Annotated in this window: 15 protein-coding genes and 1 other RNA gene; 8 read left to right on the top strand and 8 right to left on the bottom strand. The window is 43.8% G+C overall.

Going from position 1 to position 14,388, the window contains the following annotated elements; genetic code table 11:
* Positions 1-32 precede the first annotated feature (32 nt).
* From IJ23_RS23070 to mscS, 3 genes are all read left to right on the top strand, one after another.
* Positions 33-1,193, top strand: coding sequence for a phosphoglycerate kinase (locus tag IJ23_RS23070; protein ID WP_005384547.1), 1,161 nt, complete (start codon positions 33-35; stop codon positions 1,191-1,193).
* A gap of 154 nt (positions 1,194-1,347) precedes the next feature.
* Positions 1,348-2,424 carry a class II fructose-bisphosphate aldolase gene (gene fbaA / locus IJ23_RS23065; RefSeq protein ID WP_005380996.1) on the top strand — a complete coding sequence of 359 codons (1,077 nt, stop codon included), beginning with the start codon at positions 1,348-1,350 and terminating at the stop codon, positions 2,422-2,424.
* A 424-nt stretch (positions 2,425-2,848) separates the two neighbouring features.
* Positions 2,849-3,715, top strand: a complete 867-nt coding sequence (gene mscS, locus IJ23_RS23060) for a small-conductance mechanosensitive channel MscS (protein WP_005380995.1) — start codon at positions 2,849-2,851, stop codon at positions 3,713-3,715.
* Between the two features lie 47 nt (positions 3,716-3,762).
* Here the strand turns inward: mscS and IJ23_RS23055 are convergent, their stop codons facing one another.
* Together IJ23_RS23055 and IJ23_RS23050 are read right to left on the bottom strand one after the other, a co-directional pair.
* Positions 3,763-4,245 (bottom strand): YbaK/EbsC family protein, encoded by a 483-nt coding sequence (locus IJ23_RS23055; RefSeq protein WP_033907450.1) that lies wholly within the window; start codon positions 4,243-4,245, stop codon positions 3,763-3,765.
* A 26-nt stretch (positions 4,246-4,271) separates the two neighbouring features.
* Entirely contained in the window at positions 4,272-4,901 is a 630-nt protein-coding gene (locus IJ23_RS23050) for a LysE/ArgO family amino acid transporter (protein WP_025998531.1), read from the bottom strand.
* 147 nt (positions 4,902-5,048) lie between these two features.
* On the opposite strand from IJ23_RS23050, the gene IJ23_RS23045 reads away from it, so the two are divergent.
* Together IJ23_RS23045 and IJ23_RS23040 are read left to right on the top strand one after the other, a co-directional pair.
* The gene (locus IJ23_RS23045; protein ID WP_025768836.1) at positions 5,049-5,945 is read left to right on the top strand and encodes a LysR family transcriptional regulator ArgP; all 897 of its coding nucleotides are present in this window, start codon (positions 5,049-5,051) and stop codon (positions 5,943-5,945) included.
* A gap of 208 nt (positions 5,946-6,153) precedes the next feature.
* Positions 6,154-6,846, top strand: coding sequence for an oxidative stress defense protein (locus IJ23_RS23040; protein ID WP_005384550.1), 693 nt, complete (start codon positions 6,154-6,156; stop codon positions 6,844-6,846).
* Between the two features lie 71 nt (positions 6,847-6,917).
* Here the strand turns inward: IJ23_RS23040 and serA are convergent, their stop codons facing one another.
* From serA to IJ23_RS23020, 5 genes are all read right to left on the bottom strand, one after another.
* On the bottom strand, positions 6,918-8,150 hold the full coding sequence (gene serA, locus IJ23_RS23035; protein WP_017821632.1) for a phosphoglycerate dehydrogenase: 1,233 nt from the start codon (positions 8,148-8,150) through the stop codon (positions 6,918-6,920).
* A gap of 274 nt (positions 8,151-8,424) precedes the next feature.
* Positions 8,425-9,081: a ribose-5-phosphate isomerase RpiA gene (rpiA, locus tag IJ23_RS23030; protein WP_033907448.1), complete on the bottom strand. Its 657-nt coding sequence runs from the start codon at positions 9,079-9,081 to the stop codon at positions 8,425-8,427.
* Positions 9,082-9,134: 53 nt separating this feature from the next.
* Positions 9,135-9,734: a 5-formyltetrahydrofolate cyclo-ligase gene (locus IJ23_RS23025; protein ID WP_025768838.1), complete on the bottom strand. Its 600-nt coding sequence runs from the start codon at positions 9,732-9,734 to the stop codon at positions 9,135-9,137.
* A 5-nt stretch (positions 9,735-9,739) separates the two neighbouring features.
* Positions 9,740-9,924: non-coding RNA, 6S RNA (ssrS, locus tag IJ23_RS24505), on the bottom strand.
* 8 nt (positions 9,925-9,932) lie between these two features.
* Positions 9,933-10,241 (bottom strand): cell division protein ZapA, encoded by a 309-nt coding sequence (locus tag IJ23_RS23020; protein WP_005384553.1) that lies wholly within the window; start codon positions 10,239-10,241, stop codon positions 9,933-9,935.
* 249 nt (positions 10,242-10,490) lie between these two features.
* Between IJ23_RS23020 and IJ23_RS23015 the strand changes: the two genes are divergently transcribed.
* The 3 genes from IJ23_RS23015 to IJ23_RS23005 are packed head-to-tail and all read left to right on the top strand — an operon-like array spanning position 10,491 to position 13,511.
* Positions 10,491-11,069, top strand: coding sequence for a YecA/YgfB family protein (locus IJ23_RS23015; protein WP_033907447.1), 579 nt, complete (start codon positions 10,491-10,493; stop codon positions 11,067-11,069).
* 23 nt (positions 11,070-11,092) lie between these two features.
* Positions 11,093-12,271 (top strand): 2-octaprenyl-6-methoxyphenyl hydroxylase, encoded by a 1,179-nt coding sequence (gene ubiH, locus IJ23_RS23010; protein WP_033907446.1) that lies wholly within the window; start codon positions 11,093-11,095, stop codon positions 12,269-12,271.
* A gap of 31 nt (positions 12,272-12,302) precedes the next feature.
* Entirely contained in the window at positions 12,303-13,511 is a 1,209-nt protein-coding gene (locus tag IJ23_RS23005) for an FAD-dependent 2-octaprenylphenol hydroxylase (protein ID WP_033907445.1), read from the top strand.
* A gap of 65 nt (positions 13,512-13,576) precedes the next feature.
* On the opposite strand, the gene IJ23_RS23000 is transcribed toward IJ23_RS23005, so the two are convergent.
* A complete protein-coding gene (locus IJ23_RS23000) occupies positions 13,577-13,783 on the bottom strand; it encodes a DUF1107 domain-containing protein (protein ID WP_005380970.1) in 207 nt (68 codons plus the stop codon).
* Positions 13,784-14,388 lie beyond the last annotated feature (605 nt).

Here is a 14,388-nt window from a genome sequence, read left to right as displayed (position 1 = left end):
CTTTAATTATTAAATATTTGAGAGGACACATCATGTCTGTAATCAAGATGACTGACCTGGATCTTGCAGGTAAACGTGTATTTATCCGTGCTGACCTAAACGTGCCAGTAAAAGACGGTAAAGTAACTTCGGATGCACGTATCATCGCATCTCTTCCAACTATTAAGCACTGCCTAGAAGCAGGCGCTAAAGTAATGGTTACGTCTCACCTAGGTCGCCCAACTGAAGGTGAATACGCTGAAGAGTTCTCTCTACAACCAGTTGTTAACTACCTAAACGACGCACTAGATTGCGAAGTGAAGCTAGCAAAAGACTACCTAGATGGCCTAGAGCTAAATGCGGGTGAACTTGTTGTTCTTGAAAACGTTCGCTTCAACAAAGGCGAAAAGAAAAACGACGAAGAGCTATCTAAGAAATACGCAGCACTATGTGACGTATTCGTAATGGACGCATTCGGTACGGCTCACCGTGCTCAAGCATCTACTCACGGCGTTGGTATGCACGCAGACGTAGCATGTGCTGGTCCTCTACTAGCGAACGAACTAGAAGCGCTAGGCAAAGCAATGGACAAGCCAGCTCGTCCAATGGTTGCTATCGTAGGTGGTTCAAAAGTTTCTACTAAGCTAACGGTTCTTGAGTCTCTATCTAAAATCGCTGACCAACTCGTTGTTGGTGGTGGTATTGCTAACACATTCATCGCAGCTGCTGGCCACAACGTTGGTAAGTCTCTATACGAAGCAGACCTAGTTGAAACAGCTAAGAAGCTAATGGACGAGTGTGCAATTCCAGTAGCAACTGACGTTGCATGTGCGAAAGCATTCGACGAGAACGCAGAAGCTGAAATTAAGCACGTTTCTGAAGTACAAGACGACGACATGATCTTCGACCTTGGTCCAGACTCAACTGCTGAACTAGCTGAAATCCTTAAAAACGCTAAGACTATCCTATGGAATGGTCCAGTAGGCGTATTCGAATTCAAGAACTTCGAAGCAGGTACTAAAGGTATCTCTGAAGCTATCGCAGCTTCTGAAGGCTTCTCTGTTGCAGGCGGTGGTGACACGCTAGCAGCTATCGACAAGTTCGGTATCAAAGCGGATGTATCTTACATCTCTACTGGCGGCGGCGCTTTCCTTGAGTTCGTAGAAGGTAAAGTTCTTCCAGCAGTAGAAATGCTAGAAGCGCGCGCTAAGTAATTAAAGCAAAGCGGGGGAGTGACTCTCCCGCTTTCTTGTTTGCTGCAACGTGTGAGGAACTCTGCTAGAATAGCCTCAGTTGTGAGCAAACGTTTGCAAGATTTTCAACTTAACAAGTTTTGTTTAAAAACGACAGATAAATAGGATTACATCCATGTCTAAGATCTTCGACTTCGTAAAACCAGGTGTTATCTCTGGCGATGACGTTCAGAAAGTATTTGAAGTTGCAAAAGAAAACAGCTTTGCACTTCCAGCAGTAAACTGTGTGGGTACTGACTCTGTAAACGCAGTACTTGAAGCAGCTGCAAAAGTTAAAGCTCCAGTTATCGTTCAGTTCTCTAACGGTGGCGCTGCTTTCTTTGCTGGTAAAGGTCTAAAACTTGAAGGTCAAGAAGCTCAAATCCTAGGTGCTGTTGCTGGTGCGAAATACGTTCACGCTGTAGCTGAAGCTTACGGTGTTCCAGTAATCCTACACACTGACCACGCAGCTAAGAAACTACTTCCTTGGATCGACGGTCTACTAGACGCTGGTGAAGAGTACTTCGCGCAAACTGGTAAGCCACTATTCTCTTCTCACATGATCGACCTTTCTGAAGAGTCTCTAGAAGAGAACATCGAAATTTCTGCTAAGTACCTAGAGCGCATGGCTAAAATGAACATGACTCTAGAAATCGAACTAGGTTGTACTGGTGGTGAAGAAGACGGCGTTGACAACTCTGATATGGATGCGTCTGAGCTATACACTTCTCCAGAAGACGTTGCATACGCATACGAGAAACTAAGCGCAATCAGCCACCGTTTCACTATCGCAGCATCTTTCGGTAACGTACACGGCGTATACAAGCCAGGTAACGTTGTACTAACTCCAACTATCCTACGTGATTCTCAAGCGCACGTTTCTGAGAAATTCGGTCTTCCAGCGAACTCTCTAAACTTCGTATTCCACGGCGGTTCAGGTTCTTCTCTAGAAGAAATCCGTGAATCTATCGGCTACGGTGTAATCAAAATGAACATCGATACTGATACACAGTGGGCTACTTGGGATGGTATCCGTAAGTTCGAAGCTGAAAACCACGATTACCTACAAGGTCAGATCGGTAACCCAACTGGTGAAGATGCACCAAACAAGAAGTACTACGATCCACGCGTATGGCTACGTGCAGGCCAAGCTTCAATGGTTACTCGTCTAGAGCAAGCATTTGCTGACCTTAACGCAGTTGACGTACTATAATCGTTACTGATTAAGTTACTTAAAAACCCGCTCTTTGAGCGGGTTTTTTTATGTCTATCATTTTCTTCCCGGCTGCTTTCTCCCGATATTTTTATGCGTTAGATTGTATTTGCTAGTGAGATATCTCACCTTTAACGTTTTTTTAAAGAAAACATGGGAATATCAGTCTTAAGAGTGGCGAAATCAGAGTGCATTGCGTAACCTGTAACAAGTCAGTGTCAGAAAGCTCTGATAAAGTCTTGTTTTGCATATCTTTGCGAAACTCTGACTTTGAAAAAAGTCAGAGTTGGGATATTGTGCCAAAAATCTGACACTGTTCAGTGGAGCAATAGGGATGTTGTTTTAGAAAAGAGCCTTTAAAAAACAAGGTTCATAAATTAACGGCAATTGGATTTATATCTCTTTATTTTTGAGGATAAGAATTATGGCAGGTGAATCGGTGGGTATCGATACCACTTTAACGGATGGTCTAACTCAGGCTGAAACTTGGCTGACAAACAATTCAGATCTACTGGTTCAGTACGGTGTGAACATTATCTCTGCGCTGCTTATTCTGTTTATCGGTAATCTTATCGTTAAGGCAGTCGCTGGTAGTGTTTCTAAAGTACTAGAAAAGAAAAACATGGATAAGGCCGTCGTTGAATTTATTCACGGTCTTGTTCGTTACTTGCTATTTGTAATCGTGCTAATCGCGGCTCTTGGTCGATTAGGAGTTCAAACCGCTTCTGTTGTTGCTGTGATTGGTGCGGCAGGTCTTGCTGTTGGTCTTGCACTACAAGGTTCACTATCAAACTTTGCAGCAGGCGTACTTATTGTTGCGTTCCGTCCATTCAAATCAGGCGACTACGTAGAAATCGGTGGTGTAGCGGGTAGTGTTGAAGCAATTCAAATCTTCCAAACCGTTCTAAAAACACCAGACAACAAAATGGTTGTTGTGCCTAACTCTTCAGTTATCGGCGGTGCCATTACTAACTACTCTCGCCATGCGACACGACGTGTCGACCTAGTGATTGGTGTTTCATACAAAGCAGACCTTAAACTAACGAAGAAAGTGATTCGTGAGACGCTAGAGAAAGATCCACGTATCTTGAAAGACCCAGATATCACAATTGGTGTACTTACGTTAGCAGACTCTTCAGTTAACTTTGTGGTTCGTCCATGGGTGAAAACTGCAGATTACTGGGGCGTATACTTTGATGCAATGCAAGGTATTAAAGAAGCATTGGATGAAAATGGTATCGAGATTCCATTCCCACAAATGGATGTTCACCTGAACAAAGTCGACGCTTAATCAAAAGCAGTCGATATTCAAAAGCGAGGCCAATAGGCCTCGCTTTTTTATACTTCGTAAAGGGTGTGATGACCAGCAAGTAAGAGGCGTTTTAGATGTTTACCTGCAAATCCAAATGTGAACTCAGGTAAGCCAGGCGTATAGAGCAACTCTTGATGTTGATAGAGATTGGTATCAACAATGATAGTGATGTATTCCGGTAAGCCTATTGGGCAAACCGCGCCGGGTACGCAACCTAACACTTCGACCATTTCATCGTCATTACAAATAGAGGGACGTTTACCTGTAATCGCTTTAATCTGCTTGGCATCGAGGCGCGAGTCCTTATCTGTCAGATAAACTGCGTAACCTTGTCCTTTGAGTGTTAAAAAGAGGCTTTTGGTATGCGTACCCGTCCAACCAAGCTTTCTCGCAATGCGTATATCTGTCTCAAAGTCTAAGATGGCTTCGTGCTGCCATTCCCGAAAAGGAATAGAGAGCGCGTTGAATCGCTCTCTATTGTTGTTATAAATACGTTTTAGTGACTCCATGTCTTTGCTGCCTTACTACCTTATGATTACCAATACTTATCAATAAGCTCACTCGCTAAGATATATGCGATTGTGAACATCATCATTGCGATTGCAATGTCGATGGTTTTTTTCACTTTTGGTTTAGAGAGTGTTGGACCTAGTTTGGCTGCTCCTATCGATAAAGTGTAGAACCAAACAAAGGAAGCCATAATCGTACCTAGTGCAAAAGCAATGCGATCATGGCCTTCAAATTGTCCACCGATCGAACCTAGAATAACGACTGTATCTAAATATAAGTGCGGATTAAGCACGGTGACGGCTAACGCACCTAGAATAACCGTTCGACGACCTCGAGCTACGATCTCCCCTTTTGATTCCGATTCACTCTCTGGCTTAAAAGCACTTTTTAGTGAGAGCAGTCCATAGAAGCTCAAGAAAGCAATACCACCAAGTGTCACCGACGTCAGTAAGATTTCATTTTGAGACAGAATTGCACCACCACCAAAAATACCTAGAGAGATGAAAATCATATCTAGCACGCTACAAATAGTGGCGGTTGTTAGGTGGTGGTTACGCTTTATGCCTTGATTCAAAACATACGCATTTTGCGCGCCGATCGGAATGATCATTGATGCTCCTAAACCAAAACCTTGCAATAGAACCCACAAGCTCACACTTCACCTCACTTCAAAATAACAAATACATTTACAGAAAAGGGAAAGATAAAGCGTTTATCTAAATAAGTATAATTAATGATTTTAATCTTACATTAGATAGACTAATTTAACGGGAGGCATTTGATCAGGAGTGAGAGGAAAGGTATGCGAGGGTTAGATTACAAATGGATTGAGGCATTAGACGCTATAGTTTATCAGGGTAGCTTTGAGCGTGCTGCCGAGCATTTATTTGTTTCTCAATCCGCCATTTCTCAACGTATCAAGCAGTTAGAGAAGTTTCTCGCGCAGCCTGTTTTAATTCGAAGCCAGCCACCTAAGCCAACGCTAATTGGTAAAAAATTGTTGGGTCTTTATCGGCGAGTACGCTTGCTAGAGCATGAAATTCTCCCCGAACTAAAAAATGATACCAGTACGCGACCTGTGCAACTCTCTTTAGCGACTAATGCAGATAGCCTTGCAACATGGCTACTGCCAGCGCTGCAAAATGTTATGAAGCAGCGTCAAGTTGAACTAAAACTGACTATCTATGGTGAATACCGTTCTATTGAAAAACTCAAAAGTGGCGAAGTGACAGGAGCGATCAGCTTGGAGTCCCAGCCAATCCCCGGATGCAGAGCAGACTATTTAGGTCGCATCGATTATGTTTGTGTCGCGAGCCCAGAGTTCTATCAGCGTTATTTTTCTAAAGGCGTAAATAATCAGACATTGGCAAAAGCACCGGCCGTTTCATATGACCAATATGATGATCTACATAAAACATTTCTTACCGAGCATTTTAACGTCAATCCTGACAGCGTTATTCATCACAACATCAGTAGTTCTGAAGCGTTTCTAAAAGTGGCGTTAGCTGGTGTAGCTTATTGCTTGATCCCCCGCTTGCAAATTACCGACGAATTAGACAGAGGTGTGTTGGTTGATGTGACTCCAGGTTTTTTAATGTCCCATCGGATTTATTGGCACCACTGGCAGTTAGAAACTGGGGTACTACAAGAAATCTCACATGCGATAGTGGGGTATGCGCAGCAGCATCTACCTCAATAAGTTCGTCAGAGCTGCATATCGTTCACTTAAGTGTGTTTTGTTTAAAAATTACGCCAATGTTACATAGTCAAAGTTGTGTTAGAAGTCACTATAGGTGCTTGGATAATCGGCGGAAGTTTCTATTATGAAACCACACGCTTTCTCAGCCATGATAGTGATGTTGGAATCTGAGATTAAGTACTTAATTTTGTATGGATGGATTTATTGAATGAAATTGTATTCATTTTTGCTGGCTTCAGCACTCAGCCTTACCAGTGCTTCAGTTTTGGCGAATACGCCAGAGTTTGCTCATGTTACGACAACGGGGTATGGCGAAGTGACGGCCACACCTGATATGGCTACGTTTTCTGTAAAAGTAGTCGATACGACAATGACGGCCGAACAAGCGAAATTGTCCGTAGATAAAACCGTTGAAGAGTTTCTAAAAAGCTTATCGGATGCCGGCTTGTCAAAAGACAATATTACTAGCTCGAATTTATACCTTGCTCCTCAGTACCATTACCCTAAATCAGGGAAAGCAGAACTTGTTGGGTATCGAGCATCTCGCAGTATTGATGTCACGGTGACGGATCTGAAAAACCTTAACCAATACCTAGATATGGCGTTAGAAGCGGGAATTAATCAGGTCGATAATATTCAACTTAAGGTAAGCAACCAAGCCGAGTATCAGCAAAAGGCACGAATGGCTGCGATTAAGGACGCAAGAGAAAAAGCAGGGTCATTAGCGACTGGTTTTGAGAAAAAGTTGGGCGATGTATGGCAGATCAATTACAGACAGATGCACGTTCAGCCTGTGTTAATGCGTTCAATGGCGATGGATAGTAAAGAAGGAGCGAATAGCTACCAAGATTCAACCATGATCATTCGCGATCAAGTCGATGTCATTTATAAGCTAAAGTAAGGCTTAGCAAACAGTAAAAAGCAAAAGGCAGGGAGTTACAACCCCTGCCTTTGTCATTTCTATTTCACAGTTTAATGCAGGATACGAGCACGGATTGTGCCTTCAATGTTTTTGAGCTTTGTTAGAGCTTCTTCTGCTCGTTCAGTTTCAACGTCGATCACTACGTAGCCTATTTCAGCGGCTGTTTGTAGGTACTGCGCGGCAATGTTAATGCCTTCTTCAGCAAAGATGGTGTTGATCTGAGTTAGAATACCAGGACGGTTCTTATGGATATGAAGCAGACGAGAGCACTCACCACTGTGTTCTGGCAATGACACTTCAGGGAAGTTTACGCTTGAAAGTGTCGAGCCGTTATCAGAGTACTTAGCCAGTTTGCCCGCCACTTCTAAGCCGATATTCTCTTGTGCTTCTTGCGTTGAACCACCAACGTGTGGAGTGAGAATGACGTTATCGAATTTTTGTAAAGGAGACTCGAACGGGTCAGCATTTGTTTTTGGTTCAGTTGGGAATACATCAATTGCAGCGCCGGCAAGGTGACCAGCTTCTAAGCTATGGCAAAGTGCAGGAATATCCACAACGGTGCCACGTGCCGCGTTGATAAAGATGGAACCTGGTTTCATTCGAGCAAATTCAGCTTCACCCATCATGTTTTTCGTTTCCGGTGTTTCGGGAACGTGCAAAGAAATCACATCACATTTGTTCAATAGTTCACTCATGGTATGTACTTGCGTCGCATTACCAAGGGACAGTTTGTTCTCAATATCGTAGTAGTAAACGCGCATACCTAAGTTTTCGGCAATAATACCAAGCTGCGTACCAATGTGACCGTATCCGATAATGCCAAGGCACTTACCACGAGCTTCGTAAGAGTTGTCTGCACTTTTCTTCCAAATACCGCGATGTGCAAGAGCATTCTTTTCAGGAATACCACGCACTAGTAAAAGGATTTGCCCAAGTACAAGCTCTGCCACGCTTCGAGTGTTAGAGAATGGTGCATTAAAGACAGGAATACCGCGTTTTGCTGCTGCGTCTAGGTTTACTTGGTTAGTGCCAATACAAAAACAGCCAATTGCAACCAGCTTGTTCGCCGCATTGATTACCTCTTCGGATAGGTTCGTACGGGAGCGGATACCAATGAAGTGCACGTCTTTTACCGCTTCAATTAGTTCTTCTTCCGGAAGGGAACCTTTATGGTATTCAATGTTGGTATAACCAGCTGCTTGAAGAACTTCAACTGAAGAAGGGTGGAGTCCCTCTAACAAGAGGATCTTAATCTTTTCTTTTTCCAGTGAAACTTTGGCCATTTTTTCTCGTCCTTAAAATGGAAAGGTGGGCTAATGTGGCGCACATTGGGCAAAACTATTAAAAAGGGGATAATTAACAGTTTTGTAGGAAGACAAGCGTTTCCCTGTGCGTCTTCTGTTCAATAAAGTAACAAAAAAAAATTGCTTTGGGTAAGAAAATTACGGAATAAGAGATAATTTTCTTATAGAAAGGAATAAAAAACGGTGCCTTGCAGCACCGTATGTAATGAAATAACAGAAAAGTGAACCAGATAGGTTCATTTTGGGCTGTTATTTATTCTTCAATTTTTGCACCTTCTGGTGTGCCAGTGATCACTATGTCTGCACCACGATGAGCGAAAAGACCCACAGTCACCACACCAGCGATGCCGTTTATTTTGTCTTCCATTTCTTTCGGGTTGGTAATTTGCATATTGTGCACATCCAGAATCACGTTGCCGTTGTCAGTCACAACGCCTTCACGGTAAGCTGGATCACCACCTAGTTTTACCAATTCACGAGCCACGTAAGAGCGTGCCATTGGGATTACTTCAACAGGCAATGGGAACTGGCCAAGTACGTCAACTGCTTTAGTGCCGTCAACGATACATACGAACTTATCAGAGATTGCTGCGACAATTTTCTCACGAGTCAGAGCCGCGCCGCCGCCTTTGATCATTTCACGTGCTGGGTTGATCTCATCTGCGCCATCAACATACACATCCAGCTTCATTACATCGTTACACTCGTATACTTCAATACCAAGCTCTTTAAGGCGCTCAGTTGAAGCGACAGAGCTAGACACTGCACCTTTAATATCATCTTTGATAGTGCCTAGTGCATCGATGAAGTGATTCACGGTAGAGCCAGTACCAACACCGACAATGCTGCCTTTCTCAACATATTTTAGTGCTGCCCAACCAGCCGCTTTTTTCATTTCATCTTGAGTCATGCCAATCTCCTGAATAGATGTTCGTTAACGTTTGCGGGCGTGATTATAGCGGCTTACTTGTCACTTTCCCATTGCCATATTTGGCTTGGGGTCACGATCTTAGGCAATGGAATGTCCCAGCTTTCAATTGGTAAGCGTTCTACATGTTGGCAGTCATGAGCGATACCGACAGGTTTAGCACCCTCTCCAGTTATAAACCAACGTGACAGAGTACGATCGTAGTACCCCCCGCCCATGCCTAAGCGGTGTCCGATGCTGTCGAACCCAACTAAAGGTGTGCAGATTAAATCAAGCTGGCGAACGGGTTTGAGGTGTCTTATATCGAGCTTGGGCTCTAAGATGCCGTACTTGTTGTAGACGAGCTGTTCATCACTTATATATTGAAGAAACAGTAACTGACCTTTAGAAAAGGGATGGATGACGGGCAGATAAACCGATTTTCCCTGTTGCCATAACCATTCAATGAGCGGTTTAGTATCAAGCTCACCGTCTGCAGAAAGGTAGATGGCAATATGTTGCGCCTGCTCGATTTCAGGAAGTTGGGAAAATTGAGTAATAAGGTCGATTCCCGCTTGGTATTGTGTATCACTGCACAGAGCGTTGCGCTTTTCACGAATCAGTTTGCGGAAGTCTTGTCGAGAGAGGTCTGACATAGAGAGAATACCCCAGGGTGCCGTTGAGGATTGTGGCCCTTGAACCAGCTGGTTCAAGGCGGATCAGCAATGACAACCGTAGGCTTCTCGGTGCATGCCGAGCTTGCTCAATAGTTACCAAATACTAACCCTTAGGTATTGCTTATCGGCTCAGGGACTTAAATCCTGCTGACGCACACCCCAGGGTAAATTTTGTATTTACTGCTGTCCTTGCGTAACTTTGCTTAGTGCGTTCTCTAAAGACGCGGTGAGCTTTTCCATTCGCTCAGTAATTTCTTGCTGTTGACCATTAGATTCGTATGACTTGGTGTGCAACTCATAGCAAATATTCAATGCAGCAAAGGTCAGCAGTTGGATTTCATTGGTTACCTTAGTACGTTCGCTCATTTCTTTCAATCGGCGATCCAGATCTTTTGCCGCTGCAACAAGAGACTCTTCTTGTCCTGTCGGACAATTCACTCGTGTAAGTTTGCCTAATATTTCAACGTCGATCGCTTGATTGCTCATGATGAATAAACTCTATATTCGCGCTATCTAAGGTGTTGCTTCATACAACTACCGAGGAGCAAACTATAGGAAAACCGCTATTAAGATTCAAGCATTTCCCATCACAGAAAGAGAAATGATGACGAGATCACACAGGAATTGGGCAAATTGAACAAATGCTGTCCAAAATTGAATTTGATAGCCGTTTCAGACCACTAACCTTGATGGTAGGATATACCAATACATTATTACGCAAGAATGAGCCAAGTTATGAGTGAAATCACCCTTCCTGAATACCAATCTATTGCTGCTGAACTGCAATCTGCAAGCCTAGCAGTAACACCTGCGGAATTACATGGCTTATTTGTCGGCATGTTAAGTGGTGGATTGGCGATTAATGATCAAACTTGGCAGCCTATTCTGTTTGACTACACCAATGATGGGATGGGTTGGCCTTCTACCGCGCTAGCTTTTGCTCAAAGCGTATTCACTGTTACTGTCAATGAACTAACTGGCACGTCGATGGAGCTGTCTTTATTATTGCCAGATGAGCCGGGCGAAGAAGGCTTATTCGCATTAGCCGACAGTGTGTCCGACTTTGTAAACCACTTTATTTCTGGGCTAGGTCTAGCAGGCGTTGCTCTTAATAAAGCATCTGATGACGCTAAAGAAGCACTGGCTGACTTAGAAGAGATTGCCAAATTAGGCATCGATGAAGATGACGATCTTGGTGAACAAGCGCAATTGCTAGAGCAAGTGATTGAGCACATCAAAGCTTGCGTACTAACGATTCATGCTGAATTTGGTGTTCGTCCTGAAAGCAGCGACAAAAAACCTACTATTCACTAATCGTAGACTGTCCAGAGGTTAGTATGAAGCAATATGATGTAGTCATTGCTGGTGGTGCCATGGCTGGTGCAACGTTAGCATTGGCGATTGACCATTTGTCTCAGGGAAAGCTCCGCATTGCAGTCGTTGAGCCTTTTAAAGCACAATCAGATATGCACCCTGGTTTTGACTCTCGCTCAATCGCATTGTCTTACGGTACTGTCAATCTGTTGCGTCAACTACAGCTCTGGACGTCAGTAGAACCGTTTGTCACCCCCATTGAACATATCCACGTTTCTGACCGTTCTCATGCTGGGATGACGGAGATTACCAAGCAAGAGGTTGGGGTTGAAGCTCTAGGGTATGTTGTAGAATTAGCCGATGTTGGGCGTGTATATCAAGAATTATTAGACAGCAGCGAATCCATTACGCTGTTTTGTCCTGACTCCGTTACCGATATCGAGCGCGAGCAAAACTGTACCCATGTGGCGTTGAAAAGTGGTGAGCAACTTGAAGCAAAACTGTTGGTAGCTGCAGATGGTGCTGTTTCGACCTGTTGTCAGAAAATTGGTCTAGAAATTTCTGAGCAAGATTTTGAACAAGTGGCTGTCATTGCCAATATTGTGACTCAAGAACCTCATCAAGGTAGAGCCTTTGAACGTTTTACTGAAAATGGCCCTGTTGCTTTATTGCCAATGAGTGACAATCGAATGTCCTTAGTTTGGTGTTTGCACCCTGAAGAAGCCCAAGCCGTTCTTGAGTTATCTGATCAAGCATTTCTCCAGCATTTACAGAACGATTTTGGTTGGCGTTTAGGCACGATGAAAAAAGTGGGGCGTCGTGCAAGTTACCCATTGCTTCTTCGCCATCGAAAGCAAAATATTTCACATCGCTTTGCAATTGTTGGAAATGCGGCGCAAACGCTGCACCCGATAGCTGGACAAGGCTTTAATCTCGGTATTCGCGATGTAGTCTCACTAGCAGAAGAAATTGTGCAGCAAAGTGAGGATGTGGGTCTTTATCAAGGCCTGATGCGCTTTAGTCAACGTAGAGAAGCAGATCGAAGCGAAACTATTTGGCTAACCAGTGCCTTAGTGCATGTTTTTTCAAATGATTTACCCGCGATGCGAATTGGCCGAAATACTGCCTTAGCAGCGATGGATAACCTTTCTATTTTTAAGCAGCCGCTACTACGCCATACACTTGGCTTGGTAAAACGATGAACGGCCGCACTGAATTAGGTAATAAAAAGCAATGATGCAAAGTGTAGATATCGCCATCATCGGCGGAGGGATGGTTGGGTTGGCACTTGCTGCCGCGTTCAAAGACAGTGATCTGCGTGTCGCCGTTATTGAAGGTAAAGTGCCAGATGATTCGTTGAAAGAATTACCCGATGTTCGTGTGTCTGCGCTGAGCCGCTCTAGTGAGACGATTTTGCGTAAACTTGGTGCTTGGCAGGGCATAGAACAGCGCCGAGCTTCACCTTACCATGGCATGGAAGTATGGGAACAAGATAGCTTTGCCAGCATTGAATTTAATGCACAAAGTATGGCACAACCTGATTTAGGGCATATTGTTGAGAATCGTGTGATTCAACTTGCGCTGCTTGAACAAGTCCAAAAGCTCGATAACGTCACTATGTTTATGCCTGCACGTTGCGCGACTCTCGCGGTCGGTGAGCAAGAAAGCTGGCTGACGCTCGATAATGGCCAAGCCATGACCGCTAAATTAGTGGTCGGAGCCGATGGGGCGAATTCGTGGCTTCGCCATCAAATGGATATTCCATTAACGCATTGGGACTATGGTCATCATGCTTTGGTCGCGAATGTCAAAACTGCTATGCCACACAACAGCATTGCGCGCCAGATATTTACTCCTCACGGACCGTTGGCATTTTTGCCAATGTCGCAACCAGATATGTGCTCTATTGTTTGGTCCACGGAGCCAAATCGAGCAGAGCAGTTAGTGGCGATGAGTGAACATGATTTCAATAAAGCGTTGACGAGTGAGTTTGATGCTCGACTTGGTCTATGTGAAGTAGTGGGAGAGCGTGCTGCGTTTCCTTTGAAAATGCGCTATGCGCGAGATTTTGTTGTCGAGCGAGTCGCGCTGGTTGGTGATGCGGCCCATACCATTCACCCATTAGCGGGGCAGGGTGTGAATTTAGGTTTATTAGATGCGGCCAGTCTTGCTCAAGAAGTATTAGCACTTTGGAAGCAGGGTCAAGATATCGGCAGTAAACGCAACCTAAGAAGCTACGAGCGTTGGCGAAAAGCGGAAGCGGCAAAGATGATCGCTACTATGCAAGGGTTTCGAGATTTGTTCTCTGGCGAGAACCCTGCTAAGAAGCTTGTTCGTGGCATTGGCTTGAGTTTAGCGGGGCAACTGCCGGGAGCGAAAGATGAGATCATGAAGCGCGCGCTTGGTTTAAAGGGACACTTGCCGGATCTGGCGCGTCAGTAAGTGCAAAGCGAACTTCAAATACACAAAAGGCTGGTTAATCCAGCCTTTGTTTTATCAACATTTTGCTAAGCATATGCGCATCGGAGTTTCATTATTTCTTGATTGATCTCTTTGACCGCTCGGAAATGGCGTTGCTCTGCTTTCTCCGGCAGTATTAACTTACCGTTATCAAACTCGAATCTACCGACCCCGTAAATATAAATTCTTCCTTTAAAAAGACGACTTATATGTTTAGCAATCATACTTGGTGTATAGCGCTTAAACAGTCTCATATTTACTTTCCTTTTATCTAACCTAGCCTAGGTATTCTACGTTCTGGACGCGAAAATTATTGTGACAGCAATAGTATTAAATACAGATGTAGGGTGTTGCGTCAGAGAATTGTGTTGTCTTAGACAATTTGACAGTGTCATCTCTTAAATAGCGTGAGGATTACCCCAAAAATAACCTCTCTAAAGGAACCCTTACGCCAATACACTCCTTTTTACGTGACGCATTAAGCAATAGTTTTGTTACAGAATTAAGAATAGAACGAAAACGGTTGTTTGCTAGTTGTTCCTATTAAGGTCGTGCCTCGCGCAACACACTTTACGTTCTAACGATTAGAGGAAATGAAAGAGAAAAAGTTCCACGTAAAAAAAAGCCCGCTTCAGCGGGCGAATAGTCACAGATGCATTACACAAAAGTGGATAACTAACTGCATGAATGCTGTCACTCAGCTAGCTGACTCACTTTATATCGGTTAAGTGCTTGTTTGAAACTTAACCAACAAATTCAGCATATACGAGTTTTATCTTTGTGACTATTTATGTTTTATATGTGATTAAAAATTCTCATGTCTATTTTTGTAGATATGAGCGAGATCACGCAGTGATAG

Origin of the sequence: Vibrio sp. OY15 (genome assembly GCF_000742455.1) — a bacterium.
GTDB lineage: Bacteria > Pseudomonadota > Gammaproteobacteria > Enterobacterales > Vibrionaceae > Vibrio > Vibrio alginolyticus.
Note: the sequence above shows the minus strand (reverse complement) of the source record. Positions and strands in the feature narration are given on the sequence as shown.